Origin of the sequence: Pseudomonas ovata, from assembly GCF_003131185.1 — a bacterium.
Classification (GTDB): Bacteria; Pseudomonadota; Gammaproteobacteria; order Pseudomonadales; family Pseudomonadaceae; genus Aquipseudomonas; species Aquipseudomonas ovata.
Genome location: NZ_QFFU01000019.1, coordinates 80261 through 105121 on the forward strand (window position 1 = coordinate 80261; position 24861 = coordinate 105121).

Annotated in this window: 20 protein-coding genes; 14 read left to right on the forward strand and 6 right to left on the reverse strand. The window is 62.1% G+C overall.

The window, feature by feature from the left end; genetic code table 11:
* Positions 1-24: 24 nt before the first annotated feature.
* Complete coding sequence (locus DGA31_RS21385) at positions 25-672, reverse strand: TetR/AcrR family transcriptional regulator (protein WP_109513892.1); 648 nt, start codon at positions 670-672, stop codon at positions 25-27.
* Between the two features lie 242 nt (positions 673-914).
* On the opposite strand from DGA31_RS21385, the gene DGA31_RS21390 reads away from it, so the two are divergent.
* The gene (locus DGA31_RS21390; protein ID WP_109513893.1) at positions 915-1271 is read left to right on the forward strand and encodes a hypothetical protein; all 357 of its coding nucleotides are present in this window, start codon (positions 915-917) and stop codon (positions 1269-1271) included.
* Positions 1272-1321: 50 nt separating this feature from the next.
* Here the strand turns inward: DGA31_RS21390 and DGA31_RS21395 are convergent, their stop codons facing one another.
* The gene (locus DGA31_RS21395; RefSeq protein ID WP_056842176.1) at positions 1322-2698 is read right to left on the reverse strand and encodes a glutamine synthetase family protein; all 1377 of its coding nucleotides are present in this window, start codon (positions 2696-2698) and stop codon (positions 1322-1324) included.
* A gap of 600 nt (positions 2699-3298) precedes the next feature.
* On the opposite strand from DGA31_RS21395, the gene DGA31_RS21400 reads away from it, so the two are divergent.
* The 9 genes from DGA31_RS21400 to DGA31_RS21440 all read left to right on the forward strand — a co-directional run bounded on the left by DGA31_RS21400 (position 3299) and on the right by DGA31_RS21440 (position 13764).
* The gene (locus DGA31_RS21400; protein ID WP_056842177.1) at positions 3299-4657 is read left to right on the forward strand and encodes a glutamine synthetase family protein; all 1359 of its coding nucleotides are present in this window, start codon (positions 3299-3301) and stop codon (positions 4655-4657) included.
* A 176-nt stretch (positions 4658-4833) separates the two neighbouring features.
* Entirely contained in the window at positions 4834-6198 is a 1365-nt protein-coding gene (locus DGA31_RS21405) for an aspartate aminotransferase family protein (RefSeq protein ID WP_056842178.1), read from the forward strand.
* A gap of 74 nt (positions 6199-6272) precedes the next feature.
* A complete protein-coding gene (locus DGA31_RS21410) occupies positions 6273-7370 on the forward strand; it encodes a polyamine ABC transporter substrate-binding protein (RefSeq protein ID WP_109513894.1) in 1098 nt (365 codons plus the stop codon).
* A gap of 150 nt (positions 7371-7520) precedes the next feature.
* Positions 7521-8615 (forward strand): polyamine ABC transporter substrate-binding protein, encoded by a 1095-nt coding sequence (locus tag DGA31_RS21415; RefSeq protein ID WP_109513895.1) that lies wholly within the window; start codon positions 7521-7523, stop codon positions 8613-8615.
* 106 nt (positions 8616-8721) lie between these two features.
* Positions 8722-9864, forward strand: a complete 1143-nt coding sequence (gene potA / locus DGA31_RS21420; protein ID WP_056842181.1) for a polyamine ABC transporter ATP-binding protein — start codon at positions 8722-8724, stop codon at positions 9862-9864.
* Complete coding sequence (locus tag DGA31_RS21425; protein ID WP_109513896.1) at positions 9861-10781, forward strand: ABC transporter permease subunit; 921 nt, start codon at positions 9861-9863, stop codon at positions 10779-10781. The genes potA and DGA31_RS21425 overlap by 4 nt, the downstream gene beginning before the upstream one ends.
* A complete protein-coding gene (locus tag DGA31_RS21430; RefSeq protein WP_109513897.1) occupies positions 10778-11638 on the forward strand; it encodes an ABC transporter permease subunit in 861 nt (286 codons plus the stop codon). The genes DGA31_RS21425 and DGA31_RS21430 overlap by 4 nt, the downstream gene beginning before the upstream one ends.
* A 576-nt stretch (positions 11639-12214) precedes the next feature.
* Positions 12215-12961 carry a hypothetical protein gene (locus DGA31_RS21435; protein WP_109513898.1) on the forward strand — a complete coding sequence of 249 codons (747 nt, stop codon included), beginning with the start codon at positions 12215-12217 and terminating at the stop codon, positions 12959-12961.
* The gene (locus DGA31_RS21440; RefSeq protein WP_109513899.1) at positions 12958-13764 is read left to right on the forward strand and encodes a hypothetical protein; all 807 of its coding nucleotides are present in this window, start codon (positions 12958-12960) and stop codon (positions 13762-13764) included. Before DGA31_RS21435 ends, DGA31_RS21440 begins: the two co-directional genes overlap by 4 nt.
* 15 nt (positions 13765-13779) lie before the next feature.
* Here DGA31_RS21440 and DGA31_RS21445 read toward each other — a convergent pair whose 3' ends face one another.
* Complete coding sequence (locus tag DGA31_RS21445) at positions 13780-14712, reverse strand: LysR family transcriptional regulator (RefSeq protein ID WP_109513900.1); 933 nt, start codon at positions 14710-14712, stop codon at positions 13780-13782.
* A gap of 105 nt (positions 14713-14817) precedes the next feature.
* Here DGA31_RS21445 and araD1 point away from each other — a divergent pair, with 105 nt between their 5' ends.
* Entirely contained in the window at positions 14818-15813 is a 996-nt protein-coding gene (gene araD1 / locus DGA31_RS21450; RefSeq protein WP_056842205.1) for an AraD1 family protein, read from the forward strand.
* 324 nt (positions 15814-16137) lie between these two features.
* On the opposite strand, the gene DGA31_RS21455 is transcribed toward araD1, so the two are convergent.
* On the reverse strand, positions 16138-16860 hold the full coding sequence (locus tag DGA31_RS21455) for a FadR/GntR family transcriptional regulator (RefSeq protein ID WP_109513901.1): 723 nt from the start codon (positions 16858-16860) through the stop codon (positions 16138-16140).
* A 115-nt stretch (positions 16861-16975) separates the two neighbouring features.
* The gene (locus DGA31_RS21460) at positions 16976-18715 is read right to left on the reverse strand and encodes an IlvD/Edd family dehydratase (RefSeq protein WP_109513902.1); all 1740 of its coding nucleotides are present in this window, start codon (positions 18713-18715) and stop codon (positions 16976-16978) included.
* A 208-nt stretch (positions 18716-18923) separates the two neighbouring features.
* Here DGA31_RS21460 and DGA31_RS21465 point away from each other — a divergent pair, with 208 nt between their 5' ends.
* The 3 genes from DGA31_RS21465 to dmpG are packed head-to-tail and all read left to right on the forward strand — an operon-like array spanning position 18924 to position 22276.
* Positions 18924-20228: an MFS transporter gene (locus DGA31_RS21465; protein WP_109513903.1), complete on the forward strand. Its 1305-nt coding sequence runs from the start codon at positions 18924-18926 to the stop codon at positions 20226-20228.
* A 43-nt stretch (positions 20229-20271) separates the two neighbouring features.
* On the forward strand, positions 20272-21222 hold the full coding sequence (locus DGA31_RS21470) for an acetaldehyde dehydrogenase (acetylating) (protein ID WP_056842190.1): 951 nt from the start codon (positions 20272-20274) through the stop codon (positions 21220-21222).
* Positions 21223-21232: 10 nt separating this feature from the next.
* Positions 21233-22276: a 4-hydroxy-2-oxovalerate aldolase gene (gene dmpG / locus DGA31_RS21475; RefSeq protein WP_109513904.1), complete on the forward strand. Its 1044-nt coding sequence runs from the start codon at positions 21233-21235 to the stop codon at positions 22274-22276.
* Positions 22277-22378: 102 nt separating this feature from the next.
* Here the strand turns inward: dmpG and DGA31_RS21480 are convergent, their stop codons facing one another.
* A complete protein-coding gene (locus tag DGA31_RS21480) occupies positions 22379-24772 on the reverse strand; it encodes a penicillin acylase family protein (protein WP_109513905.1) in 2394 nt (797 codons plus the stop codon).
* Positions 24773-24861: the final 89 nt, after the last annotated feature.

A 24861-nucleotide genomic window follows, 5' to 3' on the forward strand; every position in this document is an offset into this window, starting at 1 on the left:
GTTAATACTTTCGGTCGTGGCTAGCTAAACGATGACAAGATCAACCGTCTTCCTCAACAAAAACACCGGCAAGTACAACCCCAGATACGCATCCACCACCCGCATCCCTTCCTCCGCCATGCGCGGCGTAATCTCGCCCTGCAAGTGCACCGAGCGCGCATACACCCGGTCACCCAGCTCCATCGCCAGGGCAAACACATCTACGTCCTCGGGTAACTGCGGCAAATGAAAGTGCCGGTCGAATACCGCCTGCATCAGCTGACCCAACTCCGTATCGTGCTGGCGGTCGGCCTGGTTGACCTCGGCCAGGCCATGTTGCGCCAGGATCAATTGGCGGGCGGCGGCGTCGTGGTTGTAGATGTCGAGCATGCGCTGTTCCAGTACCCGCGAAAGGTCGCGCCAGCTGTGCAGGCTTTCGTGGTCCACGGGGGCCTGCAACGTGGCGCGAAAGGCCGCATGCACATCGCCGGTCAACGCTTCGAGCAGCGCCGGGACGCTGGCGAAGAAGTGGTACACCGACGATGGCGGAATCTGCGCGCGCTCGGCGACGCTGTAGATCGACAGGCTGTCCACACCCTCGGTGACCAGCAGGGCACGGGCGGCATCGAGAATCGCGTCGATACGCGCCTGGCTGGTGGCACGGGGTTTACGGGGTGTGGCGGGGCGGGTCATGGCGCAGGGCTCTCGGGGCAGGCAGGGTGCCATTGTACAGCGCGGTCCGGGTGAGGTGGGCTTGATGTAGGAGCGCGCTTGCCGGAATGCCGGACCACCGCGACCGAGTGCGCAGCGCTCGCAAAAATTGTGTAGACGCTGAAAATTTACGACTGCTAACGCAGCCGGTCGCGGGCAAGCGCGCTCCTACGCCGGTCGGGTTTCGGCCGGTGAGCGGGTCGCCCGCTTCATAAGCGGTGGCCATGGAGATCAATGGCGCCCTTCAGCGCACGGTCGTGGAGGCCGGCGATCAGGCACTGGCCCAGCAACGTATGCTGGGCAAGGTAACCGAAACGGATTTGCTGGCAACCGATCAACAGCGCTCGGTATCAAGGCGCGTGCAGCCCAGCGGCATCGAATCGCTGGGTTATGCCTTGAGTTTTTATAAGCACGGGTTCGGTCGTCGGGTAGACGACGTTATTAGAGCACGGAGTATGCTGAGCCTTGAGGTCGAGATTGCAAACCTCAGAAGAGTGACTGATGAATCGTCATTTCAACTATTTGAAATGCAACTGTCCAGGCGCTATGCGTTTGATCGATGGCGGATGAGTCCTTATTGAGTCATCTCATGTAAAAGCCAGGCATCCTTCGATGATGCCTGGCGTTCCACTCACACCGTATGCAAATACCAGTTGTACTCAAGGTCCGAGATCGAGTGCTCGAATTCCTCCAGTTCACTTTCCTTGCACGCCACGAAGATATCGATGTATTTCGGGTCGATATACTTGGCCATCACTTCACTGTCATCCAGCGTGCGCAGCGCGTCGCGCAGGTTGTTTGGCAGGCTCTGTTCGAATTGCTCGTACGAGTTGCCTTCTACCGGTGCCACCGGCTCGATCTTGTTGGTCAGGCCGTGGTGCACGCCGGCCAGGACCGAGGCCATGACCAGGTACGGGTTGGCGTCGGCGCCGGCCACGCGGTGCTCGATGCGCACCGAGTCGGCGGTGCCGGTCGGGACGCGCACGGCCACGGTGCGGTTGTCCAGGCCCCAGGTCGGTGAGTTGGGCACGTAGAACTGTGCGCCGAAGCGGCGGTACGAGTTGACGTTCGGGCACAGGAACGCCATCTGTGCCGGCAGGGTCTCGAGCACACCGCCGACTGCGTGACGCAATGCGGCGTTCTGCTCGGGATCCTCACTGGTGAAGATGTTCTTGCCATCGCGGTCCAGGATCGAGATGTGAACATGCAACCCGTTGCCGGCCTGGCCGGGGTAGGGCTTGGCCATGAAGGTGGTGTCCATCTCATGGTCGTAGGCGATGTTCTTGATCAGGCGCTTGAGCAGCACGGCGTAGTCGCAGGCCTTGAGCGGGTCGGCCACGTGGTGCAGGTTGACTTCGAATTGCGCAGGGGCACTTTCCTTGACGATGGCGTCGGCCGGAATGCCTTGTTCCTTGGCGCCTTCGAGGATGTCCTGCAGGCAGTCGACGTATTCGTCCAGGTCGTCGATCAGGTAGACCTGGGTCGAGTGCGGACGCTTGCCCGAGATCGGCGAGCGCGGCGGCTGCGGACGGCCGTTCACGTTTTCCTGGTCGATCAGGTAGAACTCGAGTTCGAACGCGGCGCAGATGGTCAGGCCCATTTCGTCGAAACGGCTGACGACCTGGCGCAACACTTCGCGTGGGTCGGCGAAGAACGGCTCGCCTTCGAGTTCGTGCATGGTCATCAGCAACTGCGCGGTGGGGCGCTTCTGCCAGGGCTCATTGCACAGGGTATTGGGGATGGGATAACAGATGCGGTCGGCGTCGCCGATATCCAGGCCAAGGCCGGTACTTTCGACGGTCGAGCCATTGATATCCAGGGCAAACAGGGAAGCCGGGAGGTTGATGCCTTTCTCGTAAACCTTATGCAGGCTGGTGCGTTCGATTCGCTTGCCACGCACCACGCCATTCATATCTGCAATCAGAAGGTCGACGTAGAGAACCTCAGGATGTTCCTTAAGGAACGCGTTCGCTTCGTTGAGCTGAACGGCACGCGGGGGTACCGACATGATGCAACACCTTTGTTGTTAAAAATATCAATCATCGAGCTTTGCTTGGATCAGTCAATCCGAAAGCCATGATGAAGTCAATAGAGCCATTTATTGCCCTGAAATGGCCCCTCTGTGCCGAACGTGCTGCTTAACGGCGCATCCGCGAGCCGTCAGTGTGACGGATTTCGCACGATGAAAGAGGACCGTGTTCAAGACTTTCTGCAAAGTTGTGAAATAAATTGAACAGCGCTAAGCTCCGACCCAACCCATCACAGCAAAAACAAAAGGGGGGCTGGATGTCATCGATCGACAGCGACGTGCGCTGCACACCGACGGCTTTTAATGGCGCATTCGTACCGGCGTCCATTGCACCCTATCACTATAGTGGCGCGTCCAGCACCTTGCCTTTGACGGCAACACGCTTGCAGTACCTGTGCCTGACAACACTTTTAACGTGTCGCGACCGTTTATTTACCCTGCGTTCATCAAAACAGCACCTGCCAGGCGCATTCTGCGCGGCCGGGTGTTGCGATCTTTCTGCGCGCCTTGCACTGTGACAGCTCCCTGTCGCAAAAAAATGCCTGATGGCCATCAGGACACAGCAAACCTGAGGTATTTATGAGTAGCAACCTCGACCAGCTCACCGATTGGTTGAAAGAACACAAGATCACCGAAGTCGAATGCATGATGTCCGACCTGACCGGTATCACGCGCGGCAAGATCTCCCCCACCAACAAGTTCATCGCCGAAAAAGGCATGCGCCTGCCCGAGAGCGTGTTGCTGCAGACCGTGACCGGGGACTACGTCGAAGACGAGATCTACTACGAGTTGCTGGACCCGGCCGACATCGACATGATCTGCCGCCCGGACGCCAATGCCGTGTACCTGGTGCCGTGGGCCATCGAGCCGACCGCGCAGGTGATCCACGACACCTACGACAAGCAGGGCAACCCCATCGAGCTGTCGCCGCGCAACGTGCTCAAGAAGGTGCTCAAGCTCTATGCCGACCAGGGCTGGCAGCCGATCGTGGCGCCGGAAATGGAGTTCTACCTGACCAAGCGCAGCGACGACCCCGATTACCCGCTGCAGCCGCCAGTCGGCCGCTCGGGGCGCCCGGAAACCGGCCGCCAGTCGTTTTCCATCGAGGCCGCCAACGAGTTCGACCCGCTGTTCGAAGACGTCTACGACTGGTGCGAACTGCAGAACCTGGACCTGGACACGCTGATCCACGAAGACGGTACGGCGCAGATGGAAATCAACTTCCGTCACGGCGATGCCTTGTCGCTGGCCGACCAGATTGTGGTGTTCAAGCGCACCATGCGCGAGGCGGCGCTCAAGCACAACGTGGCGGCAACCTTCATGGCCAAGCCCATGACCGGCGAGCCGGGCAGCGCCATGCACCTGCACCAGAGCATCGTCGACATCAACACCGGCAAGAACATCTTCTCCAATGAAGACGGGACCATGAGCCTGCTGTTCCTGCAGCACGTCGGTGGCTTGCAGAAGTTCATTCCCGAGCTGCTGCCGCTGTTCGCGCCCAACGTCAACTCGTTCCGTCGCTTCCTGCCGGACACCTCGGCCCCGGTCAACGTCGAGTGGGGCGAAGAAAACCGCACCGTCGGCCTGCGCGTACCGGATGCCGGCCCGCAGAACCGCCGCGTCGAAAACCGCCTGCCGGGCGCCGATGCCAACCCGTACCTGGCCATTGCCGCCAGCCTGCTGTGTGGCTTCATCGGCATGGTCGAGGGCATCAACCCCAGCGCGCCGGTCCAGGGCCGCGCCTACGAGCGCCGTAACCTGCGCCTGCCGCTGACCATCGAAGATGCGCTGGAACGTCTGGAAAACAGCAAGACCATCGAGAAATACCTGGGCAAGAAATTCATCGTCGGCTACGTCGCGGTCAAGCGCGCCGAGCACGAGAATTTCAAGCGCGTGATCAGTTCGTGGGAACGCGAGTTCCTGCTGTTCTCGGTCTGACGCTGTACCGGGCCTTGTAGGAGCGCGCTCTGCCCGCGACCGAGTGCGTAGCGCTCGCAAAATTGAGGAAACGCTGAAAATTTACGACTGCTAACGCAGCCGGTCGCGGGCAGAGCGCGCTCCTACAGCGCATCAATCCCGAATATGTGTAAACAACCCGGCAATGGAGTGTCTTCATGACCGCCAAGAACCCGCAAACCCTTCACTGGCAGGGGCTGAGCGACCAGCACCATCTGGCCCCCTTCAGTGATTACAAGCAACTGAAGGAAAAAGGTCCGCGCATCATCACCCGTGCCGACGGTGTGTACCTGTGGGACAGCGAAGGCAAGCAGATTCTCGACGGCATGGCCGGGCTGTGGTGCGTGGCCGTGGGCTACGGCCGCGAAGAACTGGTCGAGGCCGCCAGCCGGCAGATGCGCGAGTTGCCGTACTACAACCTGTTCTTCCAGACCGCCCACCCGCCGGCGCTGGAACTGGCCCAGGCCATCGGCCAGATCGCCCCTGAAGGCATGCATCACGTGTTCTTCACCGGCTCCGGCTCCGAGGGCAATGACACCATGCTGCGGATGGTGCGCCATTATTGGGCAATCAAGGGGCAGCCGAACAAGAAGACCATCATCAGTCGCCTCAACGGTTACCACGGCTCCACCGTGGCCGGTGCCAGCCTGGGCGGCATGACCTACATGCACGAGCAGGGCGACCTGCCGATCCCGGGCGTGGCGCACATTGCCCAGCCGTACTGGTTCGGCGAGGGCGGTGACATGACTCCCGATGAATTCGGGATCTGGGCCGCCGACCAGCTGGAAGCCAGGATCCAGGAACTGGGCGTCGAAAATGTCGGTGCGTTCATTGCCGAGCCGATCCAGGGCGCCGGCGGGGTGATCGTGCCTCCCGACACTTACTGGCCGCGCATCAAGGAAATCCTCGCCCGCCACGACATCCTGTTCGTGGCCGACGAAGTGATCTGTGGGTTCGGCCGTACCGGGGAATGGTTCGGCAGCGACTACTACGGCTTGAAGCCGGACATGATGACCATCGCCAAGGGCCTGACCTCGGGCTATGTGCCCATGGGCGGGCTGGTGGTGCGTGACGAAGTGGTCGCCGTGCTCAACGAAGGTGGCGATTTCAATCACGGTTTCACCTATTCCGGGCACCCGGTGGCGGCTGCCGTGGGGCTGGAGAACATCCGTATCCTGCGCGAAGAAGGCATCGTCGAACGAGTCCGTACACAAACGGCACCGTATTTGCAGCAACGCCTGCGGGAACTGAGTGATCACCCGCTGGTGGGCGAAGTCCGCGGGGTCGGCCTGCTGGGCGCCATCGAACTGGTGCGCGACAAGGCCACCCGCGAGCGCTACACCGGCCAGTCGGCCGGCATGGTCTGCCGAACCTTCTGCTTCGACAATGGCCTGATCATGCGGGCCGTGGGTGACACCATGATCATTGCGCCGCCTTTGGTGATCAGTCTGGCGCAGATCGACGAGTTGATCGACAAGGCCCGCAAGTGCCTGGACTTGACGCTCGAGACGCTGAATCACTGAGCCGGCTTGAAAGCCGTGCCAGTAAATTGCCAGACTACCGACGCTGCCACTAACGACAATTCTGGAGCTGTAGCATGAAAACATTCGGCAAGACCCTTCTCGCGCTGTCCATGGCGGGCCTGATGACCGCTCACGCGCACGCCGCTGACAACGTGCTGCACGTCTACAACTGGTCCGATTACATTGCTCCGGACACCATTGCCAAGTTCGAGAAAGAGTCGGGCATCAAGGTCGTCTACGACGTCTTCGACAGCAACGAGACCCTTGAGGCCAAGCTGCTGGCGGGCAAGTCCGGCTATGACGTGGTCGTGCCGAGCAACAACTTCCTGGCCAAGCAGATCAAGGCCGGTGTCTATCAGGAGCTGGATCGCTCGAAGCTGCCGAACTGGAAAAACCTCGACCCCGACCTGCTCAAGGCCGTGGGCGATGCCAGCGACAAGGGCAACAAGTTCGCCTTCCCGTACATGTGGGGCACCATCGGCATCGGCTACAACCCCGAGAAGGTCAAGGCTGCGCTGGGCGTCGACAAGATCGATTCGTGGGACGTGGTGCTCAAGCCGGAGAACATCGCCAAGCTCAAGAGCTGCGGCGTGAGCTTCCTGGACTCGCCGACCGAGATGATTCCGGTGGCGCTGCACTACCTGGGCTACCCGACCGACAGTGAAGACAAGAAGCAACTGGCCGAAGCCGAAGCGCTGTGGTTGAAGATCCGCCCTTCGATTGCCTACTTCCACTCTTCCAAGTACATCTCGGACCTGGCCAACGGCAACATCTGCGTGGCCATCGGCTACTCGGGTGACCTGGAGCAGGCCAAGGAACGCGCCAAGGAAGCCGGTGACAAGGTCAAGCTGTCCTACGCGATTCCTAAAGAAGGCGCTGGCAGCTTCTATGACATGGTCGCCATTCCCAAGGATGCCGAAAACCTCGAGGCGGCCTATAAGTTCATGAATTTCCTGCTGCAGCCGGAAGTCATGGCCGAGATCACCAACGAAGTACGGTTCCCGAACGGCAACAAGGCCGCCACGCCGCTGGTCGACAAGGACATCTCGGGCGACCCGAGCATTTATCCACCGGCCGATGTGGTTGCCAAGCTGTATGCGATTTCCGATCTGCCGGCCGCGACCCAGCGCCTGCTGACCCGTAGCTGGACCAAGATCAAATCCGGTAAATAAACTGTCACAATTAGTGTAGAAGCTGCGTGGCCTGCCGGCCGCGCAGCGCTTCAAGCTCAATGCACAAGAAGGTCAGTCGCGTACTGTTTCTTCTGATGCCGACCGGCATCCGTCTCAAGCGGCAGGACCATTTCAAAAAGGACTGATGCCTTGTCTATCTCCACGCTGTTCAAAGTCTTGCTGGCCGGTACCGGGCTGACCCTGGCGGTCAGTGCCCAGGCCGAGTCCACAGTGCACGTCTATAACTGGTCCGACTATATCGGCGAGACCACCCTGGCCGACTTCCAGACCAAGACCGGTATCAAGCCGGTCTACGATGTGTTCGATTCCAACGACACGCTCGAAGCCAAATTGCTGGCCGGGCGCAGCGGCTACGACGTGGTCGTGCCCAGCAACCATTTCCTGGGCAAGCAGATCAAGGCCGGGGCGTTCCAGAAGCTCGACAAGTCGCTGCTGACCCGTTACCAGAACCTCGATCCGGCCCTGCTCAAGCGCCTGGAGAAGAACGATCCGGGCAACCAGTACGCCGTGCCGTACCTGTGGGGCACCAACGGCATCGGCTACAACGTCGACAAGGTCAAGGCCGTGCTCGGCGTCGACACCATCGACTCCTGGGCGGTGCTGTTCGAGCCTGAGAACATCAAGAAGCTCTCTGGCTGTGGCGTGGCCCTGCTCGACTCGGGCGACGAAATGATTCCGGCCATGCTCAATTACCTGGGGCTGGACCCCAACAGCACCAAGGAAGCTGATTACAAGAAGGCCGAGGCCAAGCTGCTGGAAATCCGTCCCTACGTGACCTATTTCCACTCCTCCAAGTACATCGGTGACCTGGCCAACGGCGACATTTGCGTGGCAGCAGGCTTCTCCGGTGACGTCTTCCAGGCGCGTGACCGTGCCGCCGAAGCCGGCAAGGGCGTCAAGATTGCCTACAGCATTCCCAAAGAGGGCGCGAACCTGTGGTTCGACATGCTCGCGGTGCCCGCCGATGCCAAGAACGTCAAGCAGGCCCATGCGTTCATCGACTACCTGCTGGACCCGGCGGTCATCGCCCAGGTCAGCGACCAGGTGGGCTATGCCAACCCGAACCCCAAGGCCGGCGAACTGATGCAGGCCTCGATCCGCGACAACCCTGAGGTCTACCCGCCGCAGGCCGTGCTGGACCGGTTGTTCGTCAACAGCGAGCTGCCGGCCAAGGTGCAACGCCTGATGACCCGCAGCTGGACCCGCGTCAAGTCGGGCAAGTAAAAACCAATGTCATGGAGTGTCATTTGCAGGAGCGGCTTTGGCCGCCAGGCGTGGCGCTCCATTCCCGGCTAAAGCCGGTCTTACATAATTGTTGGGAGTTTCACCCATGGCAGTTGCCTCCGGCGCCTTCAAGAAATCCCTCGAAAGCGGCAAGAAGCCCAAAGAGGTTCTGCTCAAGGTCGACAGGGTCACCAAGAAGTTCGACGAGACCGTGGCGGTGGACGACGTGTCCCTGCAAATCAACAAGGGTGAAATCTTTGCCCTGCTGGGCGGTTCCGGCTCGGGCAAGTCCACGCTGCTGCGCATGCTGGCCGGCTTCGAACGGCCCACCGAGGGGCGTATCTACCTCGATGGTGTCGACATCACCGACCTGCCGCCCTACGAACGGCCGATCAACATGATGTTCCAGTCCTATGCGTTGTTCCCGCACATGACCGTGGCCGACAACATCGCCTTCGGTCTCAAGCAGGACAAGCTGGGCAAGGCCGAGATCGACGAGCGCGTGGCCGAGATGCTCAAGCTGGTGCACATGACCCAGTACGCCAAGCGCAAGCCGCACCAGCTCTCCGGTGGTCAGCGTCAGCGTGTGGCCCTGGCCCGTTCGCTGGCCAAGAAGCCCAAGCTGTTGCTGCTCGACGAGCCGATGGGCGCACTGGACAAGAAACTGCGCTCGCAGATGCAGCTGGAGCTGGTTGAGATCATCGAGCGGGTCGGCGTGACCTGCGTGATGGTGACCCACGACCAGGAAGAGGCCATGACCATGGCCGAGCGCATCGCCATCATGCACCTGGGCTGGATCGCGCAGATCGGCAGCCCGATCGACATCTACGAAACCCCCACCAGCCGCCTGGTGTGCGAGTTCATCGGCAACGTCAACCTGTTCGACGGCGAAGTGGTCGAGGACATGGAAGGCTATGCCCTGATCCAGAGCCCCGAGCTGGAGCGGCCGATCTACGTCGGCCACGGGGTCAGCACCTCGGTCGAAGACAAGAGCATCACCTACGCCCTGCGCCCGGAAAAGCTGCTGATCACCACCGAGCCGCCAACCGTGGAATACAACTGGTCGCGGGGCAAGGTGCACGACATCGCCTACCTGGGCGGCCACTCGGTGTTCCACATCGAACTGCCCGGCGGCAAGCGCGTGCAGTCGTTCGTGGCCAACGCCGAGCGCCAGGGCGCGCGTCCCACCTGGGGCGATGAAGTGTACGTGTGGTGGGAAGACGACAGCGGCGTGGTACTGCGCTCATGAAAATACGCAAGCTCAAGCGCACCCTGGGGCGCATCACGCCCAACGGGCGGCAACTGGTGATCGGCGCACCGTTCCTGTGGCTGTTCCTGTTCTTCGCCTTGCCGTTCCTGATCGTGCTCAAGATCAGCTTCGCCGAAGCCGACGTGGCGATTCCGCCGTACACCGAAGTCTTCAGCTACGCCGAAGAAAAGCTGCAATTGATCTTCAACTTCGGCAACTACACGTTGCTGGCGGGTGACGAGCTGTACCTGGCCGCCTACCTGGGCTCGTTGAAGGTCGCGTTCTTCAGCACCCTGTTGTGCCTGGTGATCGGCTACCCGATGGCCTACGCCATCGCCAATGCGCGCAAGGACATCCAGACCGTCTTGCTGTTGCTGATCATGATGCCGACCTGGACCGCGATCCTGATCCGCGTCTATGCGTGGATGGGCATCCTGGGCAACAACGGCCTGCTCAATGAAGCGCTGCTGTGGCTGGGGCTGATCGACACGCCGCTGCAGATTCTCAACACCAACGTGGCGGTCTACATCGGCGTGGTCTACTCGTACCTGCCGTTCATGATCCTGCCGCTGTACGCCAACCTGGTCAAACACGACCAGAGCCTGCTGGAAGCGGCGTCCGACCTGGGCTCGAGCACCTTCAACAGCTTCTGGAAAATCACCGTGCCGCTCTCGAAAAACGGCATCATCGCCGGCTGCATGCTGGTGTTCATCCCGGTGGTGGGCGAATTCGTCATCCCCGAACTGCTCGGCGGCCCGGAAACGCTGATGATCGGCAAGGTGCTGTGGCAGGAGTTCTTCAATAACCGCGACTGGCCGGTGGCTTCGGCACTGGCGGTCATCATGCTGCTGGTGCTGATCGTGCCTATCATCCTGTTCAACCGCAGTCAGGCCAAAGAGCTGGAGGGCAGGGCATGAGAGGGTTCAAGTTTTCCAACCTGATGCTGGTGGTGGGCCTGCTGTTCATCTACCTGCCGATGCTGATCCTGGTGATCTACTCATTCAACGACTCACGCCTGGTGACGGTGTGGGGCGGCTGGTCGATCAAGTGGTATGTGGGCCTGCTGGACAACACGCAATTGATGGGCTCGGTGATGCGCTCGCTGGAGGTGGCGTTCTACACCGCCATTGCCGCCGTGGCGCTGGGCACCATGGCCGCCTTCGTACTGACCCGCATCTCGCGCTTCAAGGGCCGTACCGCCTTTGGCGGGCTGGTCACCGCGCCGCTGGTCATGCCCGAGGTGATCACCGGCCTGTCGCTGTTGTTGCTGTTCGTGGCCATGGCGCAACTGATCGGCTGGCCGGCCGAACGCGGCCTGCTGACCATCTGGATCGCCCACACCACCTTCTGCACTGCCTACGTGGCGGTGGTGGTGTCGGCGCGCCTGCGCGAACTGGACCTGTCGATCGAAGAAGCCGCCATGGACCTGGGCGCGCGGCCCTGGAAAGTGTTCTTCCTGATCACCATCCCGATGATCGCGCCGTCGCTGGCCGCCGGCGGCATGATGTCCTTCGCCCTGTCGCTGGACGACCTGGTGCTGGCCAGCTTTGTCTCCGGCCCCGGCTCGACCACCTTGCCGATGGAGGTGTTCTCCGCGGTGCGCCTGGGGGTCAAACCCGAGATCAACGCCGTGGCCAGCCTGATTCTGCTGGCGGTGTCGCTGGCCACTTTCCTGGTCTGGTACTTCACCCGCCAGGCCGAAGAACGGCGCAAGAAGGCGATCCAGCAAGCCATTGACGAGGGCGCCAACTGGCAACAGCCGGCCAAGGCCTGAAACCTGACCGCTCCTGCGGGCCCCCCGTAGGAGCGCGCTCTGCCCGCGACCGGCTGCGTCAGCAGTCGTAAATTTTCAGCGTTTCCGAGATTTTGAATGTGTTCACAATCATAAACGTGTGGCGGCTCATCAATTTTGCGAGCGCTAACGCACTCGGTCGCGGGCAGAGCGCGCTCCTACGGCGCCAGATGCCGATTCCGGGCATTGCCGTAATCCTGTAGGACCCTTCCGATTTCCCCGTAAGCCCTGAATTCTCCGCTTTCCGCTTGCTAGGCTGCGTCGCCTCACCCCGAGGAACGCTCGATGGCCGACCCCACTCGCACCAACACATTCACATCCGACTTCAGAGGCGAACCCACGCCGATGCCGCAACTGCTGGAACGTGGCCAGCCCAACCACCCGCCGCCTCATCGACCGCCACCCCCGCCGGTCTACACCTTTGAAAATCCTCCTCCCAGAACGCGCTACCAGCCAGAGCCGGTGACTGGAGAAGAGCCCGGCTTTTAAATCGTCGAACGCAGCCAGTCCCCGGCCGAACTGTATCGCAGCCTGTTCGACGCCCTGCCGCCCTCGGCCATGCCCTTGTTCAGCGAGCTGAACCCAGGGCTAGGCGACACGGTAAAGGCCGGCACTCTGATTGTCCTCAGCGACCCGAACAGCCATTCATGCACCTACGCGCAATCGCAACTGGTGGCCGCTGCCCACGAGGTCAGGGCCGCACTGGAACCGCTGAGTCCGCAAGAGGCGGACTTCATGATGAAGTACGCGGGAGAGATCGCGGCGTTTACCGGCGAGACATCGACCTGGATGGGGGTGAGTGCGGCGGTGATGGAGGCGCACTTGGCGAAGTTGGGCGATATCCTGAAAAAAATCGAGAAACATCATCAAGATCGCTTTCGGCAATATGGGCATCTCAATTCGCCTGAGTTTTTTACCCAGCGCAGAGAACTGCTCAAGGCGCTTGATGCGCAATTGTTGAACTCTAAGCGTGTGCGTGGGTTGACCACGTTCAATGACCAGGGGAAGTTAAAAAATGCATTGGGCATTTCCAGTCGCAGCCTTGTACATCATTGGAAAAGGGCGGGCGTTGACGGAGGTATTCCTGGCTATGCCTCACATGTGAGAGCAATCAGTCGCGCCACCACATGGATGAAAGCAGGCGGTTTTATCGGTATAGGCATTGGCGGTGTTTCTGGACGCGTGGCGATTCAAGAGGTGTGTGCGGTTGCTGTTGTGGGTGTTGCGGCATTTGTGGGAACGCTTTCCGGAGGCTGGCTAGGTGAGTTTGGGGGAGAGCTGCTCTATGAAAGTGAATGGTTATGAACGATCACCTACCCTGGTTTTTCGGGTGGTGTGTGGTTTTTTATACTGCGCCCATCGCAATGATCATGACCCATATTGTTCTGGGTACGTATGTCCGCCGTTTTTTTTTGACTGCCATGCTGGAGGCGTTGAAAAACAGTCTTCTTTTTTCTTCTCGCCATGCTCGGGGACTGGATGATCAGGGCTCGCTGTACCGCAACCTGTTACTGCTCGACATGGGCGTTGCGTTTGTTTTTTCCAGGGTCAATATCCATTCTGGTGTTCTGGATGCTGAAGACCTGGCCAGGTTTCCCCGTCGCTTTCGAATAATGGCGGTCACCAACGCAGGTTGTTTTTATGGTGCCATGCTTGCCATGTTGATCGTTTTTCCGGCGATGAAATGGGAGCGCTTTGCCAGGACCGGCCAGGTTTTTGATGTGAATGCAGCGTTTCAAGTCTTGCTCTATGGCAGCCCGGTTATCGCTTTATCGATCACCTGGGGATTGACGGTCTACGCCGTCCATTACCATCTGCTTACCATGCTTGATGCGATCAAGCGCGGCCCTTTATCCAGACTCAGCCAGGCGATGGCGATAGGAGAAGGACAAGCCTCTTGGCGCAGCATGCTGTTCATCAGACTCAGCAGGGCGGTGGTTTTCAAAAGCAGCAAGAAAAACGATGCCATTCACGACGTATTTGACCTTGATGAATTGCCAGTCAGTTTCAAGCGCCTGGCGGTGGCCAGTCTGCTCTGCCTGTACGTGGGTATAAGCGGGCTGGTCATTGCTGGCCTGGTGTATGCGCTGAGCGACACTGCCGTATGACCGAATCCATAGCGGTCAATACGGATCACCCACCCCCACCTGCAACGCCTCCATCAACAACCGCGCCGGTGCCGACAGTGGGCTGTTATGCCGGCTGACCAGCGAGAACGGTTCGCTGCGTGATTGCAGCGCCAGCGCCAGGGGGGCGATGCCCATGCCGCGGGCACTCTCGGCGACCGCTTGCGGCAGTACGGCCACGCGCTGCGGGTCCTGCTGCAGCAGGGTCAGGGTGGCGAAGGTCGAGGCGGTCTCGATGGCAAAACGCGGAAAATCCAGCCCGGCCTGGCTGAATTCGCGCTCCAGCACCCGGCGCATGGGCATGTTGGTCGGATAGACGATCCAGTCATGGCCTTCAAGGTCAGCCAGTGTCAGGCGTGAGGCGGTGGCCAGCGGGTGCCGGGTGTTGGCCACGACCCGCAAGGCTTCCGCTGCCAGGGGCAGGCAGTCGTAAGCATCGGGGCGCTGGCTGACGCTGGTGCGGCAGATGGCCAGGTCGAGCCGGCCCTGGTCGATCAGGCCCAGCAGTCGGGCGCTGGTGTCCTCGACGATTTCCACCGACAACTCCGGCTGGGTCTGGCGCAGGCGGGCCAGGCTGTCGACCAGCAAGGGCACGGCGCCCATCACCGTGCCCACGGCAATGCGCCCGCCCTGGCCTTGCAGGATACCGAGCATTTCTTCGCGCAGGTGCGCCATGTCGCTGTGGATCAGCCGCGCATAGCGAATCACGCAGCGTCCCAGGTCGTTGGGCTCAAGGCCCTGGCTGGTGCGGGTGAACAACCGGGTGCCGAACGCCGATTCGATTTCGTTGAGCGCCTGGGTCGCGCCCGGCTGGGTGATCGACACCTGTTCGGCGGCCTTGTGCAGCGAGCCGTGGTCGTCCAGCGCGATCAACAGGCGCAGCTGTTTGAGGCGCAAGCGGGAAATCAGTGAAGAAAGCGGTGCAACCATGGGGATAAGCGCCCGTTATCACGTCATCAATGGTCGTCATTAGGCAGGCCATCGGTGGATTCGTAAAGTGTTGGCCATCTCATCCATAACAAGAAGGCCATGACCATGCGATTGATCCAGTACCAGACCGCGACCGGCGAGCGCCGCGTCGGACTTGTCGAAGGCGAGCAGGTGCACACCGTGCTGGCCACCAGCAGCACCCGCGAGCTGGCGCTGGCCGCCATCAGTGCCGGCCACGGCCTGCAGGACGAAGTGCTCAAGCGCGGCAGCGAAGCCGGCCCGCTGTACCGTGAACTGCTCGAAGGCGGCCTGGTGCTGGCGCCGCTGGACCATGAAGACCCGGCCCATTGCCTGGTCAGCGGCACCGGCCTGACCCACCTGGGCAGCGCCGACACCCGCGACAAGATGCACCAGAAAAAGGACCAGGATGAAGCGACCCTGACCGACACGGCGCGCATGTTTCGCTGGGGCGTGGAGGGCGGCAAGCCGGGGACCGGGCAGGTGGGCGCGCAGCCGGAGTGGTTCTACAAGGGCGACGGCAGCATCGTGCTGCGCCCCGGCGCCGACTTTCCATTGCCTACCTTTGCCGAGGACGTCGGCGAGGAGCCCGAGTTGGTCGGCCTGTATGTGATCGGTCCGGACAGCAAGCCGTACCGTCTTGGCTATGCGCTGGGCAACGAGTTGTCTGACCATGTGCTGGAGCGGCGCAGCTACCTGTACCTGGCCCATTCCAAGCTGCGGTTCTGTGCCTATGGCCCGGAATTGCGCATCGGCGCGCTGCCCGCGAATCTGGTCGGCACCAGCCGCATTCATCGCAACGGCGAAGTGCTGTGGGAAAAGGAGTTTCTCAGCGGCGAACAGAACATGTGCCACAGCCTGGAAAATCTTGAATACCACCACTTCAAGTACCGCCAGTTCCTGCGCCCCGGGGATGTGCACGTGCACTTTTTCGGCACTGCCACGCTGTCGTTCGCCGACGCAATCAAGCCGCAGCCAGGCGACACCTTCGAAATCGAGATCCCGGAGTTCGGCGCCGCGCTTCGCACCGGCATCGTGCAGGACGACGAGCCGTTGGCGCCGGGGGGGATTGTCGGGCTTTGAGTCAACGCTGTATGGACAAGCGCGTAGCCGCCACGCAAGGCGCAGCACTGATTGGAACCCCGTAGGAGCGCGCTTGCCCGCGACCGAGTGCGTAGCGCTCGCAAAATCTACGAAACGCCACAAATTTACGGCCTTAAATCTACGAAACGCCACAAATTTACGAGCTTAAATCTACGAAACGCTGAAATTTACGACCTTAAATTTATGAAACGCCAAAAATTTACGACCTTAAATTTATGAAACGCCACAAAATCACGACCTTAAATCTACGAAACGCCACAAATTTACGACTGCTAACGCAGCCGGTCGCGGGCAAGCGCGCTCCTACAGCGGTGTCAAAACATTCATGACGGTATCGAGTGCCGTGCGGGTGTCGTCGAGCTGCACCAGCGAGGCGTAGCGGGCGGCCAGGGCGTCGCGGTTCTTGATCGCGGTCAGGATCGCCTGGTGGCGCGGCAGGCTCAGTTGCTGGGTGTTGGGGCGCAGGTTGGTCAAGTTGATCGACTCACGCAGCGGCAGCGACAGCATGTTGCACATGTAGGCCAGCAGGTCGTTATGGGTGGCGTCGGCAATAGCGCGGTGAAAGTCGAGGTCGGGCTGGAGCATTTCTTCCCGGGTCCTGGCCGCTTCCATGCGCTGGTAGGCGGCTTCGATCACGGCAATGTCGGCGTCGGTCGCGGTGCTGGCGGCCAGCGCGGCAATCTCCGGTTCCAGGATGCGTCGCACCCCGGCCAGGGTGTTGAAAAACTCGCTGTGTGGCGTGGATCGCATCAGCCAGAACAGCACGTCCGGGTCGAGCAGGTGCCACTCCACCCGGGGCCGGACCACAGTGCCGACCCGTGGCCGTGAATAGACCAGCCCCTTGGCCGTCAGCACCCGCGTGGCTTCGCGCAGGACCGGGCGGCTGACCTTGTACTCCTCGCACAGCGTGGCTTCCGGTGGCAGCTTTTCTTCAGGCTTGAAGCGGCCGGAAACGATGTGCATGCCCAGTTCCTGAACGATCTGGGCATGCATGCTTTTGCGTGGCTTGGGAGTCTGGTAATCCATAAAGACGCAGGGGCTCTGGCGAAATGCGCTGCATCATAACATCCCTCCCGCCTGGGGCCGGGCTGAGGGGGGCGCGGCAATACGGCGGCTGGCGCTCCTGCCTGGTGGACGTGGGTCAATGTGAATGACGCGGCACCTCCGAGCCACGGCAGCCCACCAGAAAGTCGAAGTCGCAGCCTTCGTCGGCCTGCAGCACATGGTCGACGTACAGCCGGCTGTAGCCGCTGGAGAAAATTTTGGCCGAGGTGTCGGGCTTGAGGTCGAGCAGACGGCCTTGCAGTTCTTCGTCGCTGATGTCCAGGTGCAGGCGGCCGGTCAGGCAGTCGAGTTCGATGAAGTCACCGTTGTGCACCGCCGCCAGCGGGCCACCGGCCGCCGCTTCCGGGGCCACGTGCAACACCACCGTGCCGTAGGCGGTGCCGCTCATGCGGGCGTCGGAAATGCGCACCATGTCGGTCACGCCTTTGGCCAGCACCTTGGGTGGCAGGCCCATGTTGCCGACCTCGGCCATGCCCGGGTAGCCCTTGGGGCCGGCGTTCTTGAGCACCAGCACGCAGGTTTCGTCGACGTCCAGGTCCGGGTCGGCGATGCGCGCCTTGTAGTCGTCGAAGTTCTCGAACACCACCGCGCGGCCGCGATGCTGCATCAGCGCCGGCGTGGCGGCCGACGGCTTGACCACTGCGCCACGTGGCGCCAGGTTGCCGCGCAGGATGCACAGGCCGCCGTCAGGCACCAGCGGGTTGTCGATCGGGCGGATCACTTCGTCGTTGTACTGCGGTGAGGCCTGGCAGTTCTGCCAGAGGCTCTTGCCATTGGCGGTCAGTGCGTCGGGGTTGGGCAGCAGGCCGTTCTCACCCAGGCGGCGGATCACTGCCGGCAGGCCACCGGCGTAGTAGAACTCTTCCATCAGAAAGCGCCCGGACGGCTGCAGGTCGACCAGGGTCGGCGTGCCGCGCCCGACACGGGTCCAGTCTTCCAGGTCCAGCTCGACGCCGATGCGTCCGGCAATGGCCTTGAGGTGGATGACTGCGTTGGTCGAGCCACCAATGGCGGCATTGACCTTGATAGCGTTCTCGAACGCGGCCTTGGTGAGGATCTTCGACAGGCGCAGGTCTTCGCGGACCATGTCGACAATGCGCATACCGGACAGGTGTGCCAGCACATAGCGGCGCGAGTCGACCGCCGGGATGGCGGCGTTGTGCGGCAGCGAGGTGCCCAGGGCTTCGGCCATGCAGGCCATGGTCGAGGCGGTGCCCATGGTGTTGCAGGTGCCGGCCGAGCGCGACATGCCGGCTTCGGCCGACAGGAACTCGTCGAGGCTGATCTGCCCGCCTTTATAGGCCTCATGCATCTGCCAGACCACGGTGCCGGAGCCGATGTCCTTGCCGTTGTGCTTGCCGTTGAGCATGGGCCCGCCGGTGACCACGATGGCCGGTACGTCGCAACTGGCCGCGCCCATCAGCAGGGCCGGCGTGGTCTTGTCGCAACCGGTGAGCAGCACCACGGCGTCTACCGGGTTGCCGCGAATGGCTTCCTCGACGTCCATGCTCGCCAGGTTGCGGGTCAGCATGGCGGTGGGGCGCAGGTTGGATTCGCCGCTGGAGAACACCGGGAACTCCACCGGGAAGCCGCCAGCTTCCAGCACGCCTTTCTTCACATGTTCGGCGATCTTGCGGAAATGCGCGTTGCAGGGGGTCAGTTCCGACCAGGTGTTGCAGATGCCGATGATCGGCTTGCCCTGGAATTCATGGTCCGGGATGCCCTGGTTCTTCATCCAGCTGCGGTACATGAAGCCGTTCTTGTCGGCCGTACCGAACCATTGGGCGGAGCGCAGTGGGGTCTTCTTGTCGGTCATGATCAGGCAACTCTTATTGTATGACTATTTGAATGCTGTGCCTGAAACATACACCAGATGAAGGGCATTTCAAAGGGTTGCGGCTTAAATAGTATTACTATATTGTCCGGATCAATGAGTCGATCCGGCTTTTCCGGCCTGCGCGCCGGTGATTAGTCAGATTAATCAGGACTAACGAATCCATAACAAAAACAATTGGAGAACACCTATGAATCCGGAAGCTCGGATCATTCGCAGGCTCACGCTCAGGTTGATTCCGTTCCTGATCCTGCTGTACCTGGTCGCGTTCATCGACCGCTCCGCTGTCGGCTTTGCCAAATTGCACATGAACGCCGACCTGGGCCTGAGCGACATGGCCTATGGCTTCGGTGCCGGGTTGTTCTTCATTGGCTATTTCATCTTCGAGGTGCCCAGCAACCTGTTGCTGGAGCGGTTCGGGGCGCGGCGCTGGTTTGCCCGGATCCTGATCACCTGGGGGCTGATCACCATCGGCATGGCCTTCGTGCAGGGTGCCTACAGCTTCTATGTGATGCGCTTTCTGCTGGGGGCGGCCGAGGCCGGCTTCTTCCCGGGTGTGCTGTATTACATTACCCGCTGGTTCCCGGTGCGCCATCGCGGCAAGGTGCTGGGCTTCTTCATTCTCTCGCAGCCCATTGCGCTGATGGTCACCGGGCCCCTGGCCGGCTGGCTGCTGGGCATGAACGGCATCTTTGGCCTGGCCGGCTGGCAGTGGTTGTTCATCGTCATCGGGGTGCCGGCGGTGCTGTTGGCCTGGCCGACCCTGAAGATTCTGCCCGACACGCCCAAGGATGCCCGCTGGCTGGCCGAGGCCGACCGTCAGTGGCTGCTGGGCGAGCTGGAGAAAGACCGCGCCGAGTACGGCCAGACCGACCACACCAACCCGCTGCGCGCCCTGGCTGATCGCCGCGTGCTGATCCTGGCGCTGCTGTACCTGCCCAGCACCTTGAGCACCTACGGCCTGAGCCTGTGGCTGCCGACCCTGGTGCACCAGTTCGGCGGCAGCGACCTGACCACCGGTTTCATCTCGTCGATTCCCTATGTCTTCGGCGTACTGGGCCTGCTGTTGGTGCCGCGCAGCTCTGACCGTCTCAATGACCGCTATGGGCACCTCACCGTGCTGTACATCCTCGGCGCCACCGGCCTGTTCCTCAGTGCCTGGCTGAGCATTCCTGTCTGGCAACTGGCGGCCTTGTGCCTGACGGCCTTCAGCCTGTTCTCGGTGACGGCGATCTTCTGGGTGCTGCCGGGGCGCTTCCTGTCTGGTGCCAGTGCGGCGGCGGGCATTGCCCTGATCAACTCGTTCGGCAACCTGGGCGGCTACATTGGCCCGTTCGGCATCGGTGCGCTCAAGGAATACACCGGCACGCTGTCGTCGGGGCTGTATTTCCTGTCGGCGGTGATGCTCAGCGGGGTGGTGCTGACCTGGATCGTCTACACCCAGCTGGAAAAGAAATCCCAGGCCCGCGCCGCCGCGCTCGGACAGACTTCCTGACCCTTGAGGCGCGCAGGGATGCCCGCCGTTACGGAGCACATGCATGACCCTTGAAACCACCAAGAAGCTCAAAGTCGCGATTGTCGGCTCGGGCAATATCGGCACTGACCTGATGATCAAGGTGCTGCGCAACGCCCGGCACCTGGAAATGGGCGCGATGGTCGGCATCGACCCGGCCTCCGACGGCCTGGCCCGCGCCGCCCGGCTGGGCGTGGCGGTGACCCATGAAGGCGTCGAAGGCCTGACGCGCCTGCCGGTGTTCGACGAGATCGATTTTGTCTTCGATGCCACCTCGGCCGGCGCCCATGTGCACAACGACGCCTTGCTGCGGGCGATCAAGCCGGGCATCCGCCTGATCGACCTGACCCCGGCGGCCATCGGGCCCTATTGCGTGCCGGTGGCCAACCTGGAGCAGAACCTGGACCGGTTGAACGTCAACATGGTGACCTGTGGCGGCCAGGCGACCATTCCGATCGTCGCGGCGGTGTCGCGCATTGCCAAGGTGCACTACGCCGAAATCGTCGCCTCGATTGCCAGCAAGTCCGCCGGCCCCGGCACCCGCGCCAACATCGACGAGTTCACCGAAACCACCTCCCGGGCCATCGAGGCCATCGGTGGCGCCGGCAAGGGCAAGGCCATCATTGTCATGAACCCGGCCGAGCCGCCGCCGATGATGCGCGACACCGTGTTCGTGTTGTCCGAGGCCGCCGACCAGGCGCTGATCGAGGCCTCTATCGAAGAGATGGTTGCTGCCGTGCACGCCTATGTGCCGGGCTATCGGCTCAAGCAGCGTGTGCAGTTCGAGGTCATCCCGGCAGAGGCGCCGTTGAATATCCCCGGGCTGGGCCGGTTCTGCGGGCTCAAGACCTCGGTGTTTCTCGAAGTCGAAGGCGCCGCACACTACCTGCCGGCCTACGCCGGCAACCTCGACATCATGACCAGCGCCGCGCTGGCCACCGCCGAGCGGATGGCCCAGTCGATGCTGAACGCCTGAGGAACCCGCGATGACCTTTGATCCGACCAGAAAGCTGTATATCTCCGACGTGACGCTGCGCGACGGCAGCCATGCGGTGCGCCACCAGTATTCGATCCAGAACGTGCAGGACATCGCCCGGGCGCTGGACCGTGCCCGCGTCGACAGCATTGAAGTGGCCCACGGCGACGGCTTGCAGGGCTCCAGTTTCAACTACGGGTTTGCCGCCCATTCGGACCTTGAGTGGATCGAGGCGGTGGCCGATGTCATCAGCCATGCGCGCATCACCACCTTGCTGCTGCCGGGTATCGGCACCGTGCATGACCTCAAGGCGGCCTACAACGCCGGTGCCCGCGTGGTGCGGGTGGCGACCCATTGCACCGAGGCCGATGTCTCCCGGCAGCACATCGAGTGTGCCCGCGAGCTGGGCATGGACACGGTGGGTTTTCTGATGATGAGCCACATGCTGGCGCCCGAGGCGTTGGCCGGGCAGGCGCGGTTGATGGAACGCTATGGCGCCACATGCGTGTACATGGCCGACTCGGGCGGGGCGATGAGCATGCAGGATGTGCGCGAGCGCTTTCGGGCGTTCAAGGCGGTGCTCAAGCCGGACACCGAAACCGGCATGCACGCCCACCATAACCTGTCGCTGGGAGTGGCCAATTCGATCGTGGCGGTGGAGGAGGGCTGCGACCGCATCGACGCCAGCCTCGCCGGCATGGGCGCCGGCGCCGGCAATGCACCGCTGGAGGTGTTCATCGCCGCCGCCGACCGCCTGGGCTGGAACCACGGCACAGACCTCTACACCCTGATGGACGCCGCCGACGATATCGTGCGCCCGTTGCAGGACCGCCCGGTGCGTGTCGACCGCGAGTCCCTGGCGCTGGGCTATGCCGGGGTGTATTCGAGTTTCCTGCGCCACGCCGAAGCGGCCGCCGCACGTTATGGCCTCAAGACCGTGGATATTCTGGTCGAGCTGGGCAAGCGGCGCATGGTGGGCGGCCAGGAAGACATGATCGTAGACGTGGCGCTTGACCTCCGTAGGAGCGCGCTTGCCCGCGACCGAGTGCGCTAGCGCTCGCAAAATTGATGAAACGCCACAAATTTACGACCGTAAATCTACGAAACGCCACAAATTTACGACTGCTAACGCAGCCGGTCGCGGGCAAGCGCGCTCCTACGGCAGCAGTCGCAACTCCCCCTGGCTGTGCGCCGCCACGTCTGCTTCGCTCATGTGCTGCGGTCTGTACTCGCCACGCATGTACGCTTCGGCCTGGTCAGCATAGTGCGTATCGAACGGCACGCCGCTCTGACCCACCGGGCTGATGCCCAGGGCGTGGGCCGGGTCGGCAAAGTCGATCAGGCGCCGGGTCGAGGGGCCGTAGTTCACCGGCCACGGCGCAGGGCTCAGTCGTGACGACTGGTTGTTGGGCACTTCATGCGTGCCCGGCGCCGGAAAAGGGCCGACGTTGAGCAGCCGGTCCAGCGGCTTTTGCGCCCCCAGCGGGTGGGCGTGGGTCAGCGTATGGACCTTGCCCCACTGCCATTGCCTGGGGTCCGGGCCGTACACGGCCGTGAGGTGGTTGATGCTGGCGCGCCAGGCTGCGCGTACGGTGTCGGTGCGGGTTTCGGTCAGCGGTGAGCCGCGATTGTCCCACCACGGCGAGTCGGCTTCGGCGGCCAGGCGCGGCAGGGCCGAATCAAACGCCCGGGTCGACAGCAACGTATCGAACAGGACGTCGCCCAGCTCATCGCGGAACGTCTTGTCTGCCAGGTCATACAAGAACTGGTTGAACAGCGTGGCCGCGACCGAGTCCAGCGAATAATCACCCGACCAGTCGGCCATTTTCTCGACCCACTGCTGTTCGCCATGGTCGCTGACCACCTGGCGCAGCACCGGCAGCAAGGGCTTGAGGATGCTGCGTGCATAATCGGTACGGGTGCCCAGTTGCAGGGCCTGGCTCGACGCCAGATCCCATTTGATGGCCGGGTCGCGTAATTGCTGATCAAGCTGCTGACCGCGCTCGGGCGGGTTGTAGTAACCCGGAATCTCGATACCAGCGGGTGACAAGGGCTGGACGTTGGCCGACAGGATATAGCCGCGCGCCGGGTTTTCTTCCTGCGGGTTGGCGCTGAACGGGTAAAAGCCCGGCTTGTCGGCCTGGCCGGTGCTGCCATCGAGCAGGAAGGCCGGGTTGACCCCGGCCGGGCGTATCGGCAACTGGCCGGTGGCCCACCAGCCGATGTCACCGGCGGCACTGGCCCAGACGATGTTCAGCCCTGGCGCCTGGATCTTCTCGGCGGCGCTGCGCATCTTGCCCAGGGTGTCGGCGCGGTTGGCTTCATAGAAGCCGTCGAGCAGCGGGTTGTCGGTTTCCAGAAACGCCCACCACATGGCCACTGGCGTGCTGCCAGCATTGCGACCCAGGGCGTCATTGACGATCGGCCCATGGGGCGAGCGGCGCAGGGTCAGACTGACGGGCGCCTGGCCCTTGACCGCGATCTGCTGTTCGCTGCGGGTCATGTCCACCCAGCGACCCTGATACCAGACCTGCTCGGGGTTGTCGGGGTTGGTTTTCTCCACGATCAGGTCCAGGTCGTCGTTCTGGAACATGGTCAGGCTCCAGCCGAAATCCAGGTTATGGCCGAGAAAGGCAAACGGATTGAGCGGCTGGTAATGGCCGTACAGCTCGAAACCCGGCGCCGACAGGTGCGCCTCGTACCACACCGCCGGCACCGAGAAGCGAATGTGCGGGTCGCCTGCCAGCAAGGGTTTGCCACTGCGGGTGCGACTGCCGGCCATGGCCCAGGCATTGCTGCCTTCGAACTGCGGCAGGCCGGCGTCCTGCAAGGCCTGATGGCTCAACTGCGCCAGGGCGCCCAGGCCCTGCCAGTCGGCCTGGCTCAGGGTCGGGCGGGCGTCGAGCAGGCCATCCGGGTGCCAGCCCAGGTCGAACACCTTGAGGTAGTCGGCGCCCAGTTCGTCGCGCACATAGGTCAGCAACGGCTCGGTGCGAAAGGCAGCGGCAAAGCTGTAGGCCAGGTAGCCACCGATGCTCAGGGTGTCTTCGGCGGTGAAGGGCCGTGGCGTAATGCCCAGCAGGTCGAACTCCAGCGGGCGAGGGTGGCTGTCCTGATACTGGTTGATGCCGTCCAGATAATGCTGCAACGCCTGCCAACTGGGCGTGTTGCGATCCTGGCGGGCGACATAGGCGTCGGCGTGCTCGCCAATGCGCAGGCTGCGAAACAGTTTGTCGGTGTCGATCAGTCTGGGGCCCAGCACCTCGGCCAGCTCGCCGCGCGCCAGGCGGCGGAGCATTTCCATCTGGAACAGACGGTCCTGCGCTTGTACATAGCCCAGCGCCCGGTACAGGTCGGCCTGGTCTTGCGCCCGGATGTGCGGCACGCCGCGTTCGTCGTAGCGCACGCTGACCGGTGCCTGCAGCCCCTTGAGCGCTTGCTCGCCCTGACGCACCGGTTGCTTGCTGTACACATACCAGGCCGTCCCGGCGGCGAGCAGGGCCAGGAAGACGCCGAGGGTCGTGGCGACAATACGAAGACGGCGTTTCATCCGGTATCTCGGTGAGGGCATGGGCAACCGCGCAGGCTACAGGCTTGCTTGCAGGCTGTGTAGAGGCTGGCCGGTTTGTGACGCAGTGG